Below are 22079 nucleotides of genomic sequence, written 5' to 3'. Positions count from 1 at the left end.
TCGCTTTTACTGAACCGAGGAAATCCCATGATTACGAGAAAGAGTCCCGACGTAGATTACGTGAGCAAGGAAGTGCTCGAGTCGTTTGGTATCGCTCAGGTCGTTCGATACAAGGATACGGTCTATTTCTCCGGGGTCGCGCCAGTGCAAGGTGGTGAATCAGGCGTCTCGATCGTTGGAGAGACGATGGCAGAGCAGCTGCAATTTACATTGCGTGTCATCGATGATCTTCTGAAGAGTGAAGGTCTCGATCGCAGCCGGCTCCTGTATTGGGATTTCTACGCCACCGACATGGCGGCGATGGTGGAGGCCTTTCCAAAAACCGTCGTGCCTTGGGTGGGCAAGCATTTGCCAGCAAACACGATGGTCGAGGTAAAAGGCTTCGTCGTGCCGGGGCAGATGTTGGAAGTAACCGCTATTGCGGCAATCGGTTGATTCCTTGGCGTAGCGATAGTCGAGCCACGATGCCAGAAGGCCGCCCAACGAGTTAGAAACGCCGGTCGTGTGGGCTCGATAACCGTGATGTACGAACCACTTGATGGAACGGTGGCGTGATCCTCGGTACGGATCATGGTCGGTACGTCAAGCGAGGGAATATCAAGTGAGTCCGATGCCAAAGCTTTTCGAGCCCTACGATCTCTCGGGAACAATGTTGCCGAACCGCATTGTGATGGCGCCCATGACGCGCTCTCGCGCAGCCATGGGCGAAGTGGCCGACGGAAATACTGCGTTATACTACCGACAGCGCGCTTCAGCTGGCCTGATAGTCACGGAAGGATCTCAGATATCCCAACAGGGCCAAGGGTATCTTTACACGCCTGGATTCTACACTGACGCTCAGGTGGTGGGATGGAAGCATGTCTCGGAAGTAGTGCACGAAGCCGGGGGACGAATATTCGCTCAACTGTGGCACGTAGGAAGAGTTTCGCATAGATCGCTCCAGCCATCTGGTGACGCGCCCGTTGGGCCAACCAACGAACCGGCGCGAGGAACGTTTGTATTTGCGATCAACCCGGACGGGGTCCCTGGGCAGGTGCCGGCAAGCCGGCCGAGGGCGCTTCTTACCGACGAGGTGCGAGCTCTGGTTCGGGAGTTTGCCGCAGCAGCTGAGCGAGCGTTGAATGCCGGAATGGACGGAATCGAATTGCACGCAGCGAACGGTTACATATTCGAGCAGTTCATTAGTGGGAGCGTGAACACCCGCGACGATGTCTATGGCGGTCAGACGATCGAAAACCGGTTGCGCCTTCTGTTGGAGACCGTCGATGCCGTTGCGGCATCGATAGGGAGTAAGAGGACGGGCGTGCGGATCGCACCTTACGGACGGCTGTTCGACATGCGTCCCTTCGCCGATGAGAGCGAAACATGGCTTGTCCTGGCCAACGAACTCTCAAGTCGACAGCTCGCCTATGTTCATATTAGCGACCAGACTACCCTTGGCATGGGCGCTCAGGAAATCCCTCGCCCGTTTCTCGAGGAATTCCGAGCGGCGTATAGGGGGACGCTGATCTTGGCCGGTGGATTCACTGAGGCAAAGGCCAACGCTGCCCTCGCGAGCGGGATGACTGATCTCGTCGCTTTCGGAGCGCCCTACATCGCCAATCCCGATCTTGTCGAAAGGTTTAGGAACGGCTGGCCGCTGTCCGAACCGGACCGTGATACGTTCTATGGTGGAGGCGCAGAGGGCTATATTGACTATCCGCCCTACCGGGCCGGAAATCTACCGTAGAGTGCCGGTCCAAATCGGAAGTCGCCCGCGTTTGTCCGTTCCAGGGAGTTCTGAGATGCAAAACCGAGACCTTGAGGTGCATACCCGGTTTCGCGACGAATACGCAACGAGGATTCTCGCGATGATTGACGATAAGATCGTCGCCGAACACGCGGCGGGACCTTTGGCAAACCACAGCGTAGGACTAAGCCGCGTTCTGAACTTCTTCAGAAGCGCACCGATGGCCGACAAGTACATTATCGTCTGCACCAAACCGTGGTGTGAGTTTCGGATCGCAGTCCTTAGCGAGGAATGGGCCGTTCCTCCTCGGATTGAAGAGAACGGCGTGGTCTATGCCACCGAAACTGAAGCGCGCCACGGCGTATTTCTTCGACGCATCGAGGATCTCATCAAGGCCTGTGCAAACAAGGGGGCTCATTCTCTGTGACAACGACCATGCACGTCCCGAAAATTGTCGGCTATGCTGACCGGCTGAGCGTCGCTCCTGGGGAAAGGATCGAATTTAAAGTCTCTTGCGAGGAGGCCGGAACGTATCATGCGGAAGTCGTTCGTCTGCTAAATGGCGATAACAATCCGGCCGGACCGGGTACTCAAGTCGAGGCTGTAGAGTCGCCGATCACAGGCGTGTATCCAGCCAAGGCACAGAAGATTCGAGCGGGATCCTATGTTCAGGTGGATGATCGCGGCCGGTTCGCTCTCGGCGCGCGAGGAGCAGTCCATCTATTCGTCTACGCGACTTTGCCGCAAGCTAAAGAGCAGGCCATGGTGTCGCGTTGGGATGTTGTTCGCGGTGCGGGATGGTGGCTGGGGCTGAACAAAGGCCGGCTGGAATTGCGGTTTGGAGACGGAATATCCCAGGTGGCGATAGCGACGGCGGACGAACTGCCCGCGCGCATCTGGTACTCGGTCACTGCCGTTTGGGATTGTTCGACGCGTACGGGAACCGTGCGCGCAACTGCCGTGGTCAATCGTACCAACAGTTTGCTGAGCCCTATGCTGCGTCATAAGACACATCTGGCTAGCGGCGACGTTCGTTCGATTAGCGTCGCAGAGGCACCCGTGCTCATCGCAGCAAGCTGGAATAGCGGAGAGAGATCTACAGAACTGCACTTCAACGGGAAAATTGATGCGCCGAAACTTTACGCGCGGACACTAGAAGATCGTGAAATAGATGATCTGGCGATTGGACGAATTGTTCCGGGTGCGGTCGCGCACTGGAACTTCTCTGCAAATATATCCAAACGTGGAATTGCATCTGATCTATGTCTCGACATCAGCGCGAGTGATGCACATGGGACGGCGGTAAATCTACCGATGCGCGGAGCCACGGGCTGGAGCTGGTCTGGAGAGGAAGATCGCTATTGGTCGGCGCCGGATCAGTACGGTGCGATCCACTTTCATGATGACGATGTTGGGGATGCCGGATGGGAAACGGATGTGACCTTGATCGTGCCCCCTTCGATGCGCAGCGGCGCCTATGCTCTCAGGGTTATCTCGTCGTCGTCGTCCGACATGATTCCGTTCTGGGTGCGGCCGCCGCGGGGCACGTCGACCGCAGATGTTCTTCTGGTGTTTCCGACGGCGAGCTATATGGCGTACGCCAACGATCACATCGTGACACGTTTTCCGGCATCGCAGTTAGGCTGTGGGCACACGCCGGTCGTCAGTGGAGCGGACTTCTTTCTCAATACGCGGCCGGAATTTGGTGTGTCGACCTACGACGTGCACAATGACGGCAGTGGAGTGTGCTATTCGTCGCGGTTGCGTCCGCTACTGACGATGCGCCCCGAATATCGAAGCGGGGTGTCTGGTTCGGTGTGGCAGTTTCCGGCCGATCTCCATATTGTCGATTGGCTCTCGAAAATCGGAGTGGCGTTTGACGTTGCAACTGACGAGGATCTGGACGAGGAGGGGGATCAGCTTCTTTCCCGGTACAAGGTTGCGATAACGGGTACACATCCGGAGTACGTCAGCGAGAATATGCTCAATGCTTGGGAGAATTACCTCTCGGCAGGCGGTCGAGCGATGTACCTGGGCGCAAATGGCTTCTATTGGGTGACCGAGTTCCACCCGAAGGAGCGGTTCGCAGTCGAGATCCGACGTGGCGAAAGCGGCGTGCGTTCATGGCAGGCCGCTCCGGGCGAGTACTATCATGCGTTCTCGGGGAGCAGGGGGGGGCTGTGGCGTCATCGTGGCCGCCCCCCACAAAAGCTTTTCGGCGTCGGCTTCACTGCGCAAGGCTTCGACAATGCCGCGCCATACCGTCCGCTTTCGGATTGGAAGAGCCCGCGCGCGACCGCGTTTACAGTAGGGATCGAAAACGTAGAAATCTTCGGCGCGCATGGTTTGGCGGGCGAGGGGGCTGCTGGGTACGAGTTGGATCGATATGACCTAAGTCTTGGTACACCGCCCGATGCGTTGTTGCTTGCGTCAAGCGACGGCATGCATAGTGACAACTATGTGCATGTCCCCGAAGAACTGCTGATCAATCTGCCAACGACGGGGGGTACCCAAGATTACCAGGTTCGCTCGGATGTTGTGTACTTCCCGACCGCCCGTGGTGGCGGGGTTTTCTCGACCGGGTCTATTTCTTGGTGCGGAGCGCTGAGCAGCAACAACTATAACAACAGCGTGTCCAGGTTGACTGAGAATGTCCTCAGGCGATTTCTTGACGGCGTCGCCTTACCCTGAAGAAGCAAGACGACTTGATAGCGTTCTAGATTGCGCGCCGACAGCCGGAACTGTGAGCCGTGTCCGGGTGGTGTGCTGCTGACCAATTCGGCTGCCGACCATAAGTCGGTCTTTTGACTAGGGACTTCAGATGTCGAATATCGTTGAGTGTGATGTGTTGGTGGTGGGGTCTGGCGCAGGCGGGCTTGCTACGGCGGTAGCGGCGCAGGCACGACAGCTGAGCGTGATCCTCGTGGAAAAGACCGAGTGGGTCGGTGGGACGACCGCTCTATCAGGTGGCTTTTTGTGGGTACCCAACAATCCGATTTCGAAGGCCGACGGAGTCCAGGACAACATCGAAGAAGCGCGCACTTATCTACAACATGAGGCCGGCAATCACTTCAATGCCGAGAATGTAGATACGTTCCTCTTGCAAGGTCCTGAAGCAATCGAGTTCTTCGAGAAGAAGACTGCAGTAAGGTTTGAAGCAGCCTCGGCGTTCTCTGACTATCATCCAAACGCTCCGGGGGGGCGCTCAGGCGGCCGCTCGATTAAGGCCGTGCCGTATCGCGCGCAAGGTCTCGGCAAGCAATTGAAGCGGCTGCGGCCGCCATTGCCGGAATTGACTTTCCTTGGACTAATGATCGGATCTGGTCCAGAACTTAGACACTTTTACAACGTCACGCGATCAGCTCGTTCGGCCGCTTACGTCGCCGGTCGACTGCTATCTCACGCGCGAGACCTTGCGGTTCATGGGCGCGGAATGCTCTTGACCAATGGCAATGCCCTTGCCGCTCGCCTGTTTCGCAGCGCTCTCGATCTCGGAGTTCAGGTGTGGACAAATTCGCCGGCAGTGCGGCTGATCCGGCAAGACCAGGTTGTCACTGGAGCCGTCGTTAGGACTCCCAGAGGTGAGGTCCACGTGCGGGCGCGACGTGGTGTCGTTCTTGCGGCAGGGGGCTTTCCGCAGGACATGCCGCGACGCCGCGTGATGTTTCCGCATGATCGGGACAACACTGGACACCATTCGCCGGCTCCATCGACCAATACGGGCGACGGCCTCCGGCTGGGAGAAGAAATCGGTGCTCAAGTGCAACTAGGTTATCCGAACGCTGCCGCCTGGGTGCCCGTGTCTCGGGTGCCGCGGCGGAAGGGCGGTTTCGGTGTGTTTCCCCACTTCATCGACCGAGCAAAGCCTGGCCTGATCGCCGTACTTTCGGACGGCAAGCGTTTCGTCAACGAAGCAAATTCCTATCACGATTTTTGCCAAGCACTCATTGCCGCAAGTGGTACCGCGGTCGTTCGAGCCTTTCTTGTCGTGGACAGGCCGTTCCTCAATCGCTTCGGTCTTGGATTTGTCAAGCCGTTTCCGGTACCCGTCGGTCCCAACATCCGGTCTGGCTACTTGAAGTGCGGTAGCAGCGTCGCGGAGCTCGCACGATCCGCGGGCATCGATGTTGCCGGCCTCGAGAAGACGATTGCCGAGTGGAATGCCGATGTAAATCGCGGCGAAGATCGTGCGTTTGGAAAGGGATCCACTGCGTACAACCGGTTCAACGGGGACGAAGAATTCAAGCCGAATCCCTGTCTCGCGCCAATCGCGGTTGCTCCATTCTACGCACTCGAAGTCGTAATTGGAGATCTTGGAACGTTTGCTGGCCTGCAAACGGATCAGAATTGCCGCGTGCTTGACACGAAAGGCGTACCGATCGCTGGCCTCTATGCGACCGGAAACGATATGGCCAGTATTATGGGAGGTAACTATCCCGGTGGCGGCATTACATTGGGGCCGGCTCTGACGTTTGGATATGTGGCTGCCAAGCATCTCGCGCACTCCTCGCGCAGCAACGGCTAAGGGGCTTGCGATGTGAGTCTCCCTCCACACGAGTGGAGACCGCCATGCATCAATGCGAACAAAAGCGATTGTCCCAGTCCTGGCGTAGCTCGTTCGACGAGGGACATTCCGCGCGTGATTGCTGTTTCGAATGCTGCTCGCCAACTTGTTGACGAGCAGCAAGGGGTCTGCGCCGCTCCACGTATGAAGCGGAAGACGTCTGCTCCCGCGTGACGATCTCTCGCTCGCACCGAACATTGCGATGATTTCTCATTTTCGGAGGGGCCCTTCGGAAGATTGTGCCCGTCGATCATAGAACTTTCTCGCAATTGTCACTTTGAAGCATGTCGAATGGCTCTGCCAGGAAAGCGCTGATCTCTCACTCGTTGTTTGTTGCATCTTCGCGCGGCGTCCTGGTCGGCTAGTCGGACGTCGAGGCCAACTAAGCGGCCGCCGCAAGGCACGGCGCGATCTCGAACATCGCAATGCAAACAACGGGGGCGTGAATGCAATACCGAATTCCTTCGTGAAGCTTCTCGGAGTTTGAATGAGTTGCAAAGCAATTCTCTCGGAAGCGCGGAACAGATTGGCTGGGGACGACGATCAGGCGGGGTCTGGTCGATCAACAATCTCCTTAAACGGAATGGAGCAGGAGGTCTTTATGAAGCTTTTCACGAGCCTTGTTTTGGGTTCAGCGGCGACAATTATTGGAATGACGGGTGCGCAAGCGGCGGATCTTCCCGTAAAGGCAAAAGCTATTGAATACGTCAAAGTGTGCTCGTCATACGGGCCCGGCTTCTACTACATCCCTGGTACCGACACCTGCTTGAAGCTGGGCGGCTATCTGATGGTTGACGTCGTTGCGAACACCAACACGGACAACATCGGCAGTAGTTTCGGTGCTGGTGCAGCAAATAACCGCTTCACCAACGGTTACACCTGGCGCTCGCGTGAGGACTTGAACATCGATACGCGTACCGCGACCGAGTATGGTGTGGTCCGCACCTTCTTTGATGCAACGTTCAGTTGGACAACGGATAGCTACAGCGCAATCGGAAACGGTTCGACGATCTACTCGCCGATCGGTGCGACTTCGGCGCCGAATAACGCCAACTCAGGTGCGGTCGCGGGCGGCACGGTTGGTGTGTACTACGCTTTCATCCAGTTCGCCGGCTTCACAATTGGTAAAGCGGTCTCGCAGTTCTCGGCTCCGTGGGCCAACTACCCGGGTAACAACTTCGATGGTCTCGTCGGCGGCGGCGGGTCGATCACCGGTATCAATCAGTTCACCTATACCGCGCAGTTCGGCAACGGCGTGTCGCTCTCGCTTTCTGCCCAGGATCAGACCCAGTACTTCCAAGCTGGCGTCAACAATCTCGGTGCGGTTCCCGGCGCACTCGGCCCGTGGGGTACTGCCGATTACGCTGGCACGATTGCTCCCGACCTCATTGCGATGCTGCGCGTCGATCAAGCTTGGGGCTTGTTCCAGGCATCGTTCGCAGCTCATGACAACCACGCGGCCTACTATGGCGCCACTGAAGACACCGGTCATCCGGACGACAAGTGGGGTTGGGCTGGTCAGTTGGCGTTGTCGATCAAGAACCTCCCGACTGGACCGGGCGACACGATCAATATGCAGGGTGTTTACACGAACGGTGCCACGCGCTTCAACATCCAGGACCTCGCTGTCTTGTACGGTGCCAATCAGATATTCAGTGGCACCAATCTGCCTGGCGGGTACCAAAGCGTCGGGCTCGGCATTGCGGCCGATTCGGTGTTCGGAGCTGGCGGCTCACAGCAGCTTGTTTCCACCTGGGGCTTCAATGGTGGTTACACACACAACTGGAGCCCGAACTGGAACACGAGCATCTACGGTGCTTACGCCTCGGTCATGTATAATAGCACGGCTAAGAACCTCATCTGCGGCCCGGCTGGCAATGGCGTGGGAGGCTCATTCGGTGCGGTATTCGGTACCGCCGGCCTGGTTACCTGCAATCCGGACTACAGCATCGCTCAACTCGGTACTCAGACGCAGTGGACACCCGTCAAAAACCTCACGTTTTCGGCCGATCTGACCTACTCCCATCTGGATCAGAAGAACACGGGCACCATCACTGCCTCAAGCCCCGCGATCGGCAAACCGGGCGCGGTGTATGAACTGAAGGATCAGGACACCCTCAGTCTGCTCCTCCGCGCGCGGCGCAATTGGTAAAACTCAGTTGCTTGGAAAAGGGAGATTTTAGAATCGACTGAATTTTCAATCTCCAAGGGAAGGCCTCCGATATGCCCATCGGAGGCCTTTACTCGTCAAGCGACGCTCGCATATTCGACGCCGTCGCGGCGGGGACGCCACACGGAGTGGCTACATCGACGACGTCGATCCGCCGCCGGATCGCTGGGGCCTTGGCGATGCTGAAGGACAAAAGGTCTAGGTTCAGGAAGAAGCACGACCGTCTGCCTCGTGAAGAGCACGTTCAAGAAAATGCCGATCGTAAATCGCAGCGAGATTGCCTACAGGGTCATCAAGACTGCGTGCCATACGGGGACTGAGATGGTCGCCTTCTATGCCGCGGCCGACCGCAACGCACTGCATGTCGAGATGGCCGACGAAGCCATGTTGATAAGCTTGCCGGCTGCGGCCGAGAGTGATCTTTTGATCAGCAGGATCGTCGAGGCCTGCCGCAAGACCGGCGCACTAACCATGCACCCCGGCTACGCTTTCCCGTCCGAGCGCGAGGCCTTTCCGCGCGCACCGGAAGCCGCCGGCGTCGTCTTCGTCGGCCCGAACCCTGGCGCGATCGTCGCGATGAGCGACAAGGTCGAATCCAAGAGGACCGCTGCGAAGCTCATCGTCGATCCCTGGCACATCGAGATCCAGGTGCTCGGCGACAAGCATGGAAACGTGGTCTATCTCAGCGAGCGCGAGTGCTCGATCGTGCGCCGCAGCCGGAAGGTCATCGCGCGAATGCTCATCGCGGAGATTCGACGCCTCAGTTTGGTGTGTCGAATGGCTGCTGAAGCGCGAACCTACCCAAAAGCGTGAAGTGCACGTATCTGGTGCGATAGTCGCGCCGAGAGCGACGAGGAGACCAGTACGACATCGATCTCATCGGGTGGGCCCGGCAGGACTCGAACCTGCAAACAGAAGAAAGCCGGCCGCTTCGTTATCGAGGATTACGAAGCGTCGCACGTCCCTTCTTGCGGGGGGATGGCGAAGACGTCGTCAAGGTTCGCTGATCCTCCTGAAACTTGAGGGTCGCTTTGACATGTTCGGCGAGCTTCACTGCACGGTCCGCGTTCGACGCAAGACGCGACAGCAAATGAGACAACGTCTTGAACTCCTCGCGCGTCAGCATCCCGAACAGCGCGTCGTTGACGGGGCGTTGCAGGGCGGCAAGACGGATCAATAGATTCACGCCGTGCTGGGTGAGTGCAAGCTGCACGCGCCGTCGGTCTTCCGGATGTGGGCTCTTCTCGAGGAGGCCGTCGGAAACGAGTTTGTTGACTTCGTTGGTGACGAAAGTGCCGCTCAGATACAGCCGCTCGGCGACCTGATTGACACCCATCGGCTCTTCCGCTGTCGAATTCTTGATCGCGATCAGGATCAGATACTGAGTGGTCGACAGATCGACGAAGCTCGCGAATATTTCGCGGCAAGCTTCAAGGCTGCGCCCGAACGCGAAATAGTCGTAGAGAACGCCGCGAAGCGTTCGGTCTCCCTCCTTGTCGAGCAGTTCGGGCTTTGACGCCGTCAAAAGCGCTTCAGTCACGGTCGTTCTCCCCGCGAAATCATAGTCTTGCGTACTTGCCTAAGAAGCACGCATGCGCGTGCCCAGCAAGAGGGCTTGACATTGTCAAATAGCTTTGTCAGAAAGCTATCTGACAAGTATAAATCAGGGTCGAAGCAGCGAGGCAGGCGTCCCATGGAGGACCGTGCATTCAGGCGAGTGTTGGGAGAATTCGCGACCGGCGTTGCCGTGGTGACCGCGCGCGGCCAGGGCGAAGAGCTCATTGGCATGACCATGAGCTCGTTCAATTCCGTCTCGCTCGATCCGCCGCTGGTCCTGTTCAGCGTCGACCGCAAGGCCAAAAGCCTGCCCGCAATGCTCGAAGCCAGGGGCTTCGCCGTCAACATCCTCGCCCGCGATCAGGAACAGATCTCCAATCAATTCGCGCGCGCGCTTTCCAACAAATGGGACCAGGTCAAGACGTCGGTCGGTCATGCCGAGGCGCCGCTGATATCGGGCGCGTTGGCTCATTTCGAATGCGAGCCCTTCGGCAGCCACGACGGCGGCGATCACGTGATCTTTGTCGTTCGTGTCGTTCGTTACACCGCGCGCAACGAGCCGACCGCGCCATTGATCTTTTTTCGGGGCCGCTATCGCGACCTCGTCGACGAAAGCGAACGCGAGCCGACCTGGCCGCTTCCCATTCATTACTAGTTCGAACCGGAGAACCGCGATGCGTAGTGCAAAGGAATATCTGTCTGGACTGAGGGACGGGCGGACCATCTACATCAACGGGGCTGCGGTCGGCGACGTGACTGCTCATCGGGCCTATCGAAATCTCGCCAACTCGATGGCGGGATTGTTCGATTTTGCGAGCACCAAGGAGAACGTCGATCTCATGACGTTCGAGACCGATGCTGGACGTGCCAACCGGATCTGGCAGCTTCCGACATCCTATGCCGACCTCGTTGAGCGGCGAAAGGCACTGGAAGCATGGGCTACGCTGCATGCCGGCTTCATGGGCCGTGCCCCGGACCATGTCGCCTCGTGCATTTCCGGTCTGTACATGGGGCTCGACGTGTTCAAGGCGTACGATCCGGCTCGCGCGGGCGCACTCGAGAGCTACTACCGCTATGCGCGCGACAATGACCTCTACCTCACCTACGTCATCATCAATCCGCAGGCCGATCGTTCGAAGGGTGCGGCCGAGCAGGCGGATCCGTTCCTCACCGCCGGTGTCGTCGATCGCGACGCGGAGGGGATCACAGTCCGCGGCGCCAAGATGCTCGCCACGGGAGGTGTGGTCGCCGACGAGGTCTTCGTGACGACCATCCAGCCGATGCGTCCGGGCGAAGAGCGCTACGCGATGTCCTTCGCGATCCCGATGAACTCGAAGGGCCTCAAGATGCTGTCGCGCAAGTCCTACGAGGACGCGGCTGGCGCGGTGTTCGACAATCCGTTGTCGAGCCGCTTCGACGAGAACGACTCGGTTCTCTATTTCGACGACGTGAAGGTTCCCTGGGATCGCGTTTTCATCGAGGGCAACGTTGAAATGTGCCAGAAGCAGTTTCACGCCACCCCCTGTCACGTCTATCAAAACTATCAGGCGATGGTGCGTCTGAGCGTGAAGCTCAAGTTCCTTGCCGGCCTCGCGCATCGCACCGCTGAAATGAACGGCGTCACCCAGTTCCCGCAGGTGCGCGAGATGCTCGGTCAGCTCGCGGCCGAGACCGGCATGGTCGATGCGCTGGTGGCGGCGATGGAAGCCAAGGGCACGATGGTCGGCCCCTATTTCATCCCAGATCGGCACACGCTTTATTCCGCACAGGTGCTGACGCAACAGCTCTACGCGCACATCATCAATACGCTGCGCGAGCTCGCCGGCGGCGGCATGATCATGCTGCCCTCGTCGGTCGCCGACTTCGACAACCCCGAGATCGCGGACTTGATCGGCAAGACGCAGCAGTCGCCGAAGGCCAGTTCGTACGAGCGCGTGAAGTTCTACAAGCTCGCCTGGGATGCGGTCGGATCCGAATTCGGCTCCCGTCACCAGCAATACGAGATGTTCTACGCCGGCGCGACCTTCGTCACCAAGGGACACTCCTATCGCACCTACGATTGGGCCGGCGCGGACCGCCTGGTCCAGACCATGCTCGATTCCTATGACCTCAATGGCGCGTCAACCGCCAGCAAAGCCGCCTGACCCAACGGAGACAACACATGTCCGTCAACAAGAAGCACGACGAATTCTACACGCTCGACATGAGCACCGGTTGGGAAACGCCCGCCGGCTATCCGGCCGGCATCCAGCAGAAGATCATTGCGGGCGGGCTCGACGAGGAGAAGCGGCGTGGGACGCGAACTCGGCTGCTGCGTTTTGCTCCGGGCGTCTACACGAAAGCACCGTTTTCGCACGAATATTGGGAAGAGGTCTATCTGGTTTCGGGTGACCTGATCGTTGGCAACGACGAGAAGGGTGAGGGCGGCAAGAGCTTTCCGCCGAACACTTATGCCTGCCGGCCGCCGCACGCGCCGCACGGTCCGTTCAAGTCCGTCAACGGCTGCCTGCTTCTCGAAATGCACTATTTCGATCCGGTCTGAGGCCGATCCGCCAGCATCGACAACATCGTTCGACCGCTCAAGGGGGTAAATATGGCGTTCAATGGTATCTCGACCGCATTCGCGCGTTGCCTGTCCTCGCTGCAACTGCTCTTCAGGCTCGATCGGGGGCTGCCCCAGGCCAATCTTCGATTGGTGGTCGATGGCCTTGCCGGTGCTCTCGCGATCGGCCTCGTGGCGACAACTCCGGTCGCCGCGCAGGACAAGCCGAGCTCGGTGGGGCTTGGCATCTTCACGTTCACGTCCGGTCCCGCCGCGGCCTATGGCATGCCCGGCAAGAACGCCGCCGATCTCATGATTGACGAGATCAATGCCAAGGGTGGGATCGGCGGCGTGCCGGTCACTGCGACCTATGTCGACGAGGCTCAGGGCGCGCAAGGCGTGATCGCGGAGTATCGCCGGCTGGCGGGCGATGCAAAGAACCAGGTGATGGTCGCGGCCTTGTCGAGCGCGACTTGTCTCGCGCTGGCTCCGATCGCGGAGCAGCTTGAAGTTCCGACCGTGGGCTGGAACTGCGATACTCACCAATTGCTCATGGACGGCAAGAGCAAGTACGTATTCCGTCCCAACGGCAACACCGTGCCTGAGTTCATCGCCTACGCAATCTATCTTCTGGATCGCAAGCCGGACGTGAAAACGGTGGCGATCATCAATCCGGACTATGCGTTCGGCCATGACGCTGCCAAGATCTTCACCGCGGCGCTGAAGGCGTTGAAGCCGGACATCGAGATCGTCGCCGAACTCTATCCGAAGCTCGGCTCGCCGAATTACCAGACCGAGATCTCCCGTCTTACGACCGCGCGTCCGGACGTCGTCTTCTCCAATCTCTGGGGCGCCGACCTCGAGAATTTCGTCCGGCAGGCTACGCCGCGGGGCCTTTTCACCTCCAGCCAGGTGATCCTCGCGCTTGGCGAGACCATCTTGCAGCGCGTGCCGTTGCCCGACGGGGTGATCGTCGGTGTTCTGGGTGATGGCTGGTGGATGTCGCCTGACGCCAAGGCCAACCCGGAGACGGTGAAGTTTGCCGAGGCATACAAGTCTCGCTTCGGTGAGTATCCGGTGTTCCCGTCTATCAAGATGGCCAATACGCTGATCTATGTGAAGGCCGCCTACGAGGTCGCCATGCAGAAGAATGGCGGAAAGTGGCCGGCGCGTGCCGAACTTGCAGGTGCCATGAAGGGCAGCAAGGTTGCGACCCTGACCGGGACCGTGCAGACGCGAGCCGACAACGACGGTCTCGTCGACCAGATCGTCGGCGTCACCGTGAAGACATCGGCCCAGCCATTCCCCGTGATCGGCGACATGGTGCGCTACAAGGGCGACAGCCTGCTGCCGCAGGCCGGTCAGGATCCGCTGGCGTGGATTTCGTCGCTCAAGCCCGAGTTTGCGAAGGGCCTTCCGAAGCCGGGGAGCTACAAGATCGGCGAACGATAGCGTCCAGTCGAAACCGATTACGCAGGCGCAGGTCAATGTCGAATGCAATCATCCCCTTGCTGCTGGACAGCTTGACCAGCGCCGCGTTGATCTTCTTCGCGGCGGTTGGCCTCACGCTCGTCTTCAGCGTACTGCGCGTCCTCAACGTCGCGCACGGCAGTCTCTACTCGATCGGTGGCTATGTCGCTGCTTCGGTTTGCCTGTTCATCGCGAGCCGGCAGCTCAACCCCTATTTGTCGTTCGCTGCGTTGCTGTTCAGTGCTGTTTTCGTGGCCGCGATACTTGGTCCACTTATCGAGCGCAGCCTGGTCCGGTGGACCTACGGCAAGTCCGAAGCGGTCCAGATCCTGATCACGTTCGGGCTGTTCCTGATCCTCGAGGACCTCCAGCGTCTGGTCTTCGGCGTGCAATCCCTGTACGAGGACACGCCGATGCGGTTGCTTGGCACCTCGAGCATCGGTGGCGTCGTTTATCTGAACTACCAGATTTTGCTTGTCGCGATGGCGGCCCTCGTCGTCGTTGGCCTGCGGCTTCTGATCAACCACACGCGGCTTGGGCGTCTGATCACGGCCGTCGTGACCGACCGCGAAATGGCGCAGTCGATTGGCATCGATACCAACCGGATATTCATCCTTGCGTTCTCGCTCGGCGTGTTCCTTGCGGCATTGGGAGGAGCGCTGGCGACACCGACGTCGGGCATCGCACCGGGGCTCGGAGCCGATACAATGGTCCTCGCCTTTGCGGTGGCGGCGATCGGTGGGCTCGGGCAGATCGAGGGAGCGGCGGTGGCGGCGTTGATCGTTGGTTTCGTGCGCGTACTCGCGATCTATCTTGTGCCCTCGCTGGATGCGGTTGCGCCCTATGCGGCGATGCTTGTGGTGCTTCTGATCCGCCCCTATGGCCTGTTCGGATCGATGGCGGCGCGGAGGATATGATGCGGATCATACTGGCCGCTGCTGCGGTACTCACGCTGGCTGGGCTGGCCTTCGCCGCGCCCTGGCTTCAATTCGTCCTGACGCTTGCGATCGCCAAGGGCTTTGCAGCGCTCGGCGTCGCCGTATTGCTGCGTGCCGGGTTGATCTCGATCGGCCATGCGATGTTCTTCGCAGCCAGCGCCTATGGCGCTGCCTTCCTTGCGCGCGCCGGAATCAACGATCTCGGGCTGCTTCTGATCCTCTCGGTGCTGGTCTCTGCACTGATCGGCGCAATTGCCGGGTCGTTCCTCGTCCGCTATCGCGCGATCTTCTTCGCGATGTTGAACCTTGCCGTCTCCATGGTGTTCTATGCGCTGTGCGCCAAACTCTACGGCGTCACCGGCGGAACGGACGGCATGCCGGTGCCGATCCCAGCGGTTTTCGGCATGGTGTTCGCCGAGCCGGCGTTCAAGAGCATCCTGTTCTATCTCAGCCTGGTGCTGATGGTGCTTGTCGGCCTTGTTGTCCATCGGTATCTCGATAGTCCACTGGGGCACGCGCTGTCTGCTGTCCATAGCAATGAAATCCGGCTCGAATATCTGGGCATCCCGGTCTGGGCGATTCTGCTGATCGCCTACACCATCTCCGCGGCGCTCGCAGGTCTTGGCGGTGCGGTCGCCGGCTTTGCGATCGGCCGCGTGGTTCCTGACTTCGCATTCTGGACTGCATCAGGGCATCTCGTGCTGATTGCGGTGCTCGGTGGTATTGGCGGCGTGCCCGGTGCGTTCATCGGAGCGCTATTCCTCGAATTGCTGCACAGCGCGGCCGTAACCGTGACGGATGCCTGGAATCTGTTCGTGGGCATGACGCTGATCGCCGTGATCATGTTCATGCCGCAGGGAATCTACGGATTGTTCGAGCGCAAGGAGGCTCCGAGCCCATGAGCCGTCCCATCCTGGAGGCCAAGAACCTTCGCGTCGCATTTAACGGGGTCAAGGCGGCCGACGGGGCAAGCATCGCAATCCACGACGGCGAGTTCCTCGCCATCATCGGTCCGAACGGATCGGGAAAGACGACGCTGCTCAACATCTGTACAGGCTATATTCGACCAATTTCAGGCAGTGTTCTGCTCGATGGCAACGACATCACCCGGATGTCGCCGCGCGCTATTGCTCGACGCGGGGTCGCGCGCGCCTTCCAGATCCCGCAACTCTTCTCCGCGCAGCGCGTGATCGACAACATGATGCTGGCGCTTGCCGCGAAAGACGGGCTGTGGAGCGCGATCCGGCCACTTGAAACAGCGGAACGGCGCGACGAGGCAAAGGCCCTGCTCGAACTGGTCGGGCTCGGCGGCGATACCGATCGGATTAGTGTCACCCTGCCCGAAGGTCATCGCAAGCTCCTCGACATCGCGGTTGCGCTGGCGCTCAAGCCGAGGCTCCTTTTGCTGGATGAGCCGACCAGCGGCGTGAGTGCGCTGGAGCGCTTCCCGCTGATGGAGGCGTTGATGAGCGCGCTGCGCCAACGCCGCATCACTGCGCTTTTCGTCGAGCACGACATGGACGTGGTTGCACGTTATGCAAGCCGTGTCCTGGTGTGGAACGCCGGAAATATCATGGCCGAAGGGCGGCCCGACGAGGTGTTCGGCAATGCGCTAGTCCGCGAACGCGTCGTGGGAGTGGCCTGATGCTCAGTGTCGACAAGGTCAGCATCTCGATCGAAGGCGTGCGTGTGTTGCGCAAGGTGAGCTGCGACATCGTCGCGCGAAAGACGACGGTGTTGATTGGCCGCAATGGTGCTGGCAAGACGACGACGCTTCGCGCGATCATGGGGCTCATCCCGCGCGACGAGGGCTCGATCTGCCTCGATTCCGACGACCTCGGCAGCATGCCGGCCTACACCCGTGCCCGGGCCGGCATCGGATATGCCCCGGAAGATCGCCGACTGATACCGGAGCTGAGCGTGGAGGAGAACATCCGCCTTCCGGCCCTGGCGCTCAATCTCGACAAGGCGGAAATTGCTCGCAGGTTGGACGAAATCTATACGCTGTTGCCGGAACTGCATGTGATGCGGTCCCGGCCTGCGGGCGGTGTTTCCGGCGGGCAGGGCAAGATGGTTGCGCTGGGCCGCGCGCTGACGGTGGCGCGCAAGGTTCTGTTGCTCGATGAACCGTTCCAGGGCCTGGCGCCGGCCCTCGCACTCGAATACGCGCGGACGCTCGGCGAACTGCGCAAGCACCGGCCCGAACTCGCCTTGCTGATCACGGAATCCTCTCCGGTTCTGCTCGACCGCGTTGCCGATCGCACATTGCAGATCGAGCGCGGCGAGATTCGTGCTCCGTCTACCAAGGATGACAAAGCCCATGTTCATGAAGTTTGACCGCATCGGGAAGGATCGGACCGATCACGTCGGCGTCGAAATCGAATCGCTTGTGATCGCGGGTTGGGCGGGCAGGGACGCAGCCGCGATCGAGCACCATATCGAGGAACTTGCCGCGCTCGGAATTCCGCGTCCGTCGACGACGCCGCTCTACTACCGTGTCGCGGCCCAGACACTGACGCAGGCGGACCGCCTGACTGTGCTTGGTCCGGATAGTTCCGGTGAAGTTGAGCCCGTGGTGGTCGCGATGGCCGATGGGCTCTGGATCGGAATCGGATCCGACCACACCGATCGCAAGGCGGAAGCGACAGGAATCGCACTTTCGAAGCAGCTTTGTGGCAAGCCGATTGGCCTACAGCTCTGGTCATACGCTGATGTCGAACCGCACTGGGACGAATTGGTCCTTCGCTCCTGGGTGACGATCGACGGCAAGCGGGTTCTCTATCAGGACAGTCCTGTCTCGTCGCTAAGAACGCCGCGCGATCTCATTCGTCGCTACGCAAACGCCGATCTGCTTCCTGCCGGGACCTTGATGTTCTGCGGGACGCCGGGCGCGATCGGCGGAATTCGCCCGGGGACGCGCTTTGAAATGGAGCTGGGCGATCCGGTTCTCAAACGCTCCCTGACCCACAGCTACGATATTGACGTCCTCCCGGTTATCTCTTGACCGCCATCTTCGGTGAGGAGCTGCGACGAATGACTTCAGCATCCGATCAATCCCAACCCACCGCCGCGGCTCGATTGGAGGTCGCCCTCGCGCGCGCGAACTCATTGGGCGCAGAGAGTACCTTCACCGCCTTGTTCGCGGAAAGTGCTCGCTGCGAGGCAGAAGCTGCCGATCGGCGCGCTGTCGCCGGAACCACACGCGGCCCGCTCGACGGTCGCATCGTCTCGGTCAAGGCACTCTTCGATGTCGCCGGCACAGTGACGAGCTCGGGTTCTGCTGTGTTACGCGCCTTGCCCACTGCCACCGAAGACGCGCTGGTCGTGAAGCGCTTGCGTGCGGCGGGAGCCGTCATCATCGGCAAGACCCAGATGACCGAGTTTGCCTTCTCAGCGCTGGGGACCAACCCGAACGATGGGGGGCCGGGCAATCCCCGGGACCGCCGCCGCACTCCGGGCGGGTCTTCCTCGGGGGCTGTTGTCTCGGTGATTGACGGCATGGCGGAGATCGCCATTGGCAGCGACACTGGAGGATCGATCCGAATTCCGGCGGCGTTGTCTGGCGCAACCGGCTTCAAGCCGACGAGCGGGTTTGTGCCGACCGCGGGCGCGTTCTCGTTGTCGTCCAGCCTCGATACCATCGGGCCGATTGCGTCGAGCGTCGCAGACTGTTTCGCTGCCGATCAGGTGCTGTCGGGCGGCGACGTGATCCCGCGGCCGCAGGTTGCCTCTCCCTACACTTTTCGTCTCACGGTCGCTCGCGGTCGCCTGTTTGACGGCTGCGAGCCGGAAGTGCTTGGCGCGTTTGAGAATGTCGTAGAGCGGCTTCGATCATCTGGCTTGCAGATCGAAGATGGATCGATCGAACCTGTTCTCGATCGCATTGCAGAGATCGACAGGATCGGCACTTTCCCGTCGATCGAGGTCGGTGCTACACTGCGCGGCCTTGGGCTATCGAGCCTGGATGGGGTCGATCCGAAAACCCGGGTTCGCATCGAAGCAGGCGCCGGCACCCTCGCCGTCGACTATGTGCGCATGGTGCGGCTCCGGCACGCCGCGGTCCAGGCTTTTGAACAGTCCTTCGGCAATGATGAGATTTTCATTCTGCCAACGACGCCAATCCGTGCGCCGCTCCTGTCGGCTGTCGAGGAGGATAGCGCCTTCCACAAATTCAACGGACTGGTGCTTCGCAATCCCCGCATCGCCAACATGCTCGATTGCCCGTCGATCTCGATGCCGTTACCGGTCGATGGGCTGCCCGTCGGTCTAATGTTGATCGGCCGCAGGAACGCCGACCGGCGCCTGCTGGAGATCGCTTCCTGCATCGAGGCACGGTTGTGACTGGGATTGTTATCCAGTCGCGAGCATAGACTCGCACCCAATTGACGATGAGCGAGCCAACCATCGTGGGAGCGTTCAACGATGAGGTTGCCATCCGGTAAGGAAAAAGCCCGGAATACGGCAAACCGCGCAATTTGCGTATCGTTAAGAATGACGTGGCGGTGCCGCCCCGCAGGCGAGCGGTCTCACCAAATCCAGAGCTATACGCTGGACATTCGCGACGGCAAGACCGTCATGATGCGCGAGATCGACGTTCCGATCCGGGGCAAAGGCTGCCATTGAGCCGGCTTTCGAACCGTCTACGCACTGTGGCTCGCCGTATCCGCGCATCTTGGCTGCGTCGGGCGAGAGATGGGCGCCCCTTGCAAGGTCGGGGCCGCAGGACCAGAATAGCTCCGGCCGCCGGAATGCCAGGATGCTTACTATCTGAACAGAGCCGGGTGTGAGTATGACTGCATGCGATTTGCAAATCGCCGACCGCCTCTTCGCAACGCAGCATCGTCTTGTTTCGAGCGGCGATAAGGACGAAGTCGTCGACGCCTGCGCGCGGGCGCTCCGCCCGCACCGTCTGACCATCGCAGAAAAGCGCGCGAAGCTTTCGACGCATTTGGATTACCTTCCGTTAGGCCCCTTTTCGGTGAGTCGACTGCGCTATGGCTGCGACGTCACGGTCGCGCCTGCGGTCCCGGAGGAGGACAATTTTCTCGTCACTCTCCCCATCGCCGGCAAGGCGCGCTTCAGTTACGGTTCTGATGCAGCGGAGGTTCAGCCCAAGTGCGGCGCGGTCGCAAGTGCTCATCGCGCTTTCCGCTTCGACATCGACGGTGCATTCGACCAGATCATCGTGAGGCTCGATCGTCGTCGCGTAGAGGCCGTCTGCGCTAGTCTCGTCGGTTCCGTGAGGCAACAGGCGGTGCATTTCAAGCTGTCGCTCGGAGAAACGCCCGCGTTCTGGACCAGCCTGCTCGAGACCGCGGCGAACCTCGCGTTGCTTGGCGCGACGAAAAACCATCCCCGGCTGTTTGATCAGTTCGAAGAGTTGGTGATCGAGTCCCTTCTGCTCAGCCAGGCGAACAATTTCAGCGCCGCGATCCATGCCGAGCCCCGGCAGCCGCCTCCGGCGCAGATACGGCGTGCGATGGACTACATGCGGGACCATCTCTCCGGGCCGGTTTGCCTCAGCGAAGTGGCTCGACGGAGCGGCATGAGTCTCCGCGGGCTCCAAGCGGGATTCCAGCGCTATGTGGGATCGCCGCCGGGGCGATGGCTACGGTCGGAGCGACTAGACAGGGTCCACGCGGTCCTGTCGAGCGCCGAGCCGGGTACGCTGAACGTCACGGACGTCGCCATGCAGTGTGGATTTGTTCATCTCGGTGAATTCGCGGCGCAGTACAGGGCGCGCTTCGGCAAGCGTCCCTCCGACGTGCTCGCGAAGCGCTGATCCGCGCCCACGCTTCCGTCCACATGGCGCGTCAAGCCCGGACCTCGACGCTCAATATGCATTTTTCCGATAGCCGGCTTCGTCCGGCCGATAGCGCCGAACCTTCTCTTTCATAAGATTGGCAGTCTGGGTTGGACACCGTTCCAATGCGATCATGCCGACGGAAGGAAAGAAAATGCGTTTCGTTCTGGTGCACGGAGCCTGGCACTACGGAGAACTGTGGAATTCTGTCCGGAGCCATCTCGAGGAGGCCGGACATGAGGTGCACACGCCGACCGCGGGTGGACTCGGAGCGAACGACGACAAGCATGTCGATCTCCGCGGCGCTTCTGCCCCGATCATCGAGTACATCAAGAGCCGCGACCTCGGTGACTATGTGCTCGTCGGACACAGTTGGGGCGGCTACCTGATATCGCGCATCGCGATCGAAATGCCCGAGCGTGTCCGTCGGCTTGTCTATTTCGCTGCCTTCGTGCCTGCTCAAGGTCGCGCACTCGTGGAGGAGATCCCGCCGCATCTGCACGACGCCCTCAGAGCCAGCGCCGCGGAACGGAAGGACGGATCCGTCGTTTTGCCGTTTCCGGTATGGCGCGACGCCTTCTTCAACGACGGGACGACGGAACATGCACGGCAGATCTACGACGTCCTGAGGCCCCAGCCGTTCGGCGCCTTCACGGACAAAGCGGACATGAGCGGCTGGGACAAGGTGCCCCCTGCGTTCAGCTACTTGGCGCCGTACGAGGACAACGACATTACGCAAGGAGAGTGGGGCCGACATCCACGTCTTTCCAACCGGCTAGGCGTCTTCCGGCTCGTCGGCATGGAGGGCAGCCACGAGGTCCTCTTGACGAACCCCGAACTCACGGCAAGGAAGTTCGTCGAAGCCGGGCGCGATTAACGTTGATGGTTTGCGGAGGACGATGGCTCGCCTTCTCGGTCGAGAGCCATGGTCTCCACATCACATCGTCGCACGATCCACGGTCGGGCCCCAGCGGGGCCCTAATTCGGAACCAGAGCATGTGGAATCGAGGCATCTTCTACATTGCTCATGGCTCTAAGTGACTAACCACTATTTTGGGGGACTCACCCGAAAGCCATTGAATAACAATGACGTGTTGCCGCCCCAAATTTCGAGCTAAGAGTTTGAATCGGCTGAAATTCCCCGGTCCCAGTCCGCGTCATGTCCACGGTCGGCGAGCAGCATTGACCCGGATTCGGCGCGCGCAGCATGGAGGGTGGTCGCAAAGTCCGCTGAACAAGGGGGCGGAAAGGGAAGGCGAGGTGAAGCTTTCGAAGAATTGGGACAGACCCGATGTTCGGAGCTAGA

General features: G+C 60.0%; 19 protein-coding genes and 1 pseudogene. 19 read left to right on the top strand and 1 reads right to left on the bottom strand.

Features of this window, described 5'->3' with window-relative positions:
* Nucleotides 1-27 precede the first annotated feature (27 nt).
* The 7 genes and pseudogenes from JQ616_RS17150 to JQ616_RS17120 all read left to right on the top strand — a co-directional run.
* Complete coding sequence (locus tag JQ616_RS17150; RefSeq protein ID WP_212016095.1) at nucleotides 28-435, top strand: RidA family protein; 408 nt, start codon at nucleotides 28-30, stop codon at nucleotides 433-435.
* A 103-nt stretch (nucleotides 436-538) separates the two neighbouring features.
* Nucleotides 539-1729 (top strand): alkene reductase, encoded by a 1191-nt coding sequence (locus tag JQ616_RS17145; RefSeq protein WP_349630005.1) that lies wholly within the window; start codon nucleotides 539-541, stop codon nucleotides 1727-1729.
* Nucleotides 1730-1784: 55 nt separating this feature from the next.
* On the top strand, nucleotides 1785-2156 hold the full coding sequence (locus JQ616_RS17140; protein WP_212016092.1) for a hypothetical protein: 372 nt from the start codon (nucleotides 1785-1787) through the stop codon (nucleotides 2154-2156).
* 8 nt (nucleotides 2157-2164) lie between these two features.
* Nucleotides 2165-4420, top strand: a complete 2256-nt coding sequence (locus tag JQ616_RS17135; protein ID WP_212016091.1) for a N,N-dimethylformamidase beta subunit family domain-containing protein — start codon at nucleotides 2165-2167, stop codon at nucleotides 4418-4420.
* Between the two features lie 130 nt (nucleotides 4421-4550).
* On the top strand, nucleotides 4551-6254 hold the full coding sequence (locus tag JQ616_RS17130; RefSeq protein ID WP_212016090.1) for an FAD-dependent oxidoreductase: 1704 nt from the start codon (nucleotides 4551-4553) through the stop codon (nucleotides 6252-6254).
* Between the two features lie 640 nt (nucleotides 6255-6894).
* On the top strand, nucleotides 6895-8445 hold the full coding sequence (locus tag JQ616_RS17125) for a porin (protein ID WP_212016089.1): 1551 nt from the start codon (nucleotides 6895-6897) through the stop codon (nucleotides 8443-8445).
* Nucleotides 8446-8715: 270 nt separating this feature from the next.
* Nucleotides 8716-9192, top strand: a pseudogene (locus JQ616_RS17120) (biotin carboxylase N-terminal domain-containing protein); the annotation flags it as partial.
* A 205-nt stretch (nucleotides 9193-9397) separates the two neighbouring features.
* Here JQ616_RS17120 and JQ616_RS17115 read toward each other — a convergent pair.
* Nucleotides 9398-10003: a MarR family winged helix-turn-helix transcriptional regulator gene (locus JQ616_RS17115; RefSeq protein ID WP_212016088.1), complete on the bottom strand. Its 606-nt coding sequence runs from the start codon at nucleotides 10001-10003 to the stop codon at nucleotides 9398-9400.
* Nucleotides 10004-10156: 153 nt separating this feature from the next.
* On the opposite strand from JQ616_RS17115, the gene JQ616_RS17110 reads away from it, so the two are divergent.
* The 12 genes from JQ616_RS17110 to JQ616_RS17055 all read left to right on the top strand — a co-directional run bounded on the left by JQ616_RS17110 (nucleotide 10157) and on the right by JQ616_RS17055 (nucleotide 21650).
* The gene (locus JQ616_RS17110; RefSeq protein ID WP_212016087.1) at nucleotides 10157-10675 is read left to right on the top strand and encodes a flavin reductase family protein; all 519 of its coding nucleotides are present in this window, start codon (nucleotides 10157-10159) and stop codon (nucleotides 10673-10675) included.
* 19 nt (nucleotides 10676-10694) lie between these two features.
* Complete coding sequence (locus tag JQ616_RS17105; protein WP_212016086.1) at nucleotides 10695-12164, top strand: 4-hydroxyphenylacetate 3-hydroxylase family protein; 1470 nt, start codon at nucleotides 10695-10697, stop codon at nucleotides 12162-12164.
* 17 nt (nucleotides 12165-12181) lie between these two features.
* The gene (locus JQ616_RS17100) at nucleotides 12182-12562 is read left to right on the top strand and encodes a cupin (RefSeq protein ID WP_212016085.1); all 381 of its coding nucleotides are present in this window, start codon (nucleotides 12182-12184) and stop codon (nucleotides 12560-12562) included.
* Between the two features lie 51 nt (nucleotides 12563-12613).
* On the top strand, nucleotides 12614-14014 hold the full coding sequence (locus JQ616_RS17095; protein ID WP_249136831.1) for an ABC transporter substrate-binding protein: 1401 nt from the start codon (nucleotides 12614-12616) through the stop codon (nucleotides 14012-14014).
* Complete coding sequence (locus JQ616_RS17090; RefSeq protein ID WP_349630004.1) at nucleotides 13939-14949, top strand: branched-chain amino acid ABC transporter permease; 1011 nt, start codon at nucleotides 13939-13941, stop codon at nucleotides 14947-14949. The genes JQ616_RS17095 and JQ616_RS17090 overlap by 76 nt, the downstream gene beginning before the upstream one ends.
* Entirely contained in the window at nucleotides 14949-15872 is a 924-nt protein-coding gene (locus JQ616_RS17085; RefSeq protein ID WP_212016083.1) for a branched-chain amino acid ABC transporter permease, read from the top strand. Before JQ616_RS17090 ends, JQ616_RS17085 begins: the two co-directional genes overlap by 1 nt.
* Nucleotides 15869-16615 (top strand): ABC transporter ATP-binding protein, encoded by a 747-nt coding sequence (locus JQ616_RS17080; RefSeq protein ID WP_212016081.1) that lies wholly within the window; start codon nucleotides 15869-15871, stop codon nucleotides 16613-16615. The genes JQ616_RS17085 and JQ616_RS17080 overlap by 4 nt, the downstream gene beginning before the upstream one ends.
* The gene (locus tag JQ616_RS17075; RefSeq protein ID WP_212016079.1) at nucleotides 16615-17307 is read left to right on the top strand and encodes an ABC transporter ATP-binding protein; all 693 of its coding nucleotides are present in this window, start codon (nucleotides 16615-16617) and stop codon (nucleotides 17305-17307) included. The genes JQ616_RS17080 and JQ616_RS17075 overlap by 1 nt, the downstream gene beginning before the upstream one ends.
* Entirely contained in the window at nucleotides 17291-17974 is a 684-nt protein-coding gene (locus JQ616_RS17070; protein WP_212016078.1) for a DUF2848 domain-containing protein, read from the top strand. The genes JQ616_RS17075 and JQ616_RS17070 overlap by 17 nt, the downstream gene beginning before the upstream one ends.
* A 29-nt stretch (nucleotides 17975-18003) precedes the next feature.
* A complete protein-coding gene (locus tag JQ616_RS17065; RefSeq protein ID WP_212016077.1) occupies nucleotides 18004-19311 on the top strand; it encodes an amidase family protein in 1308 nt (435 codons plus the stop codon).
* Nucleotides 19312-19759: 448 nt separating this feature from the next.
* Nucleotides 19760-20752, top strand: a complete 993-nt coding sequence (locus tag JQ616_RS17060; protein ID WP_212016076.1) for a helix-turn-helix domain-containing protein — start codon at nucleotides 19760-19762, stop codon at nucleotides 20750-20752.
* 175 nt (nucleotides 20753-20927) lie between these two features.
* A complete protein-coding gene (locus JQ616_RS17055) occupies nucleotides 20928-21650 on the top strand; it encodes an alpha/beta fold hydrolase (protein WP_212016075.1) in 723 nt (240 codons plus the stop codon).
* Nucleotides 21651-22079 lie beyond the last annotated feature (429 nt).

Source organism: Bradyrhizobium tropiciagri, from assembly GCF_018130545.1.
Lineage (GTDB): Bacteria > Pseudomonadota > Alphaproteobacteria > Rhizobiales > Xanthobacteraceae > Bradyrhizobium > Bradyrhizobium tropiciagri_A.
This window is presented reverse-complemented; position numbering and strand designations above follow the sequence as displayed.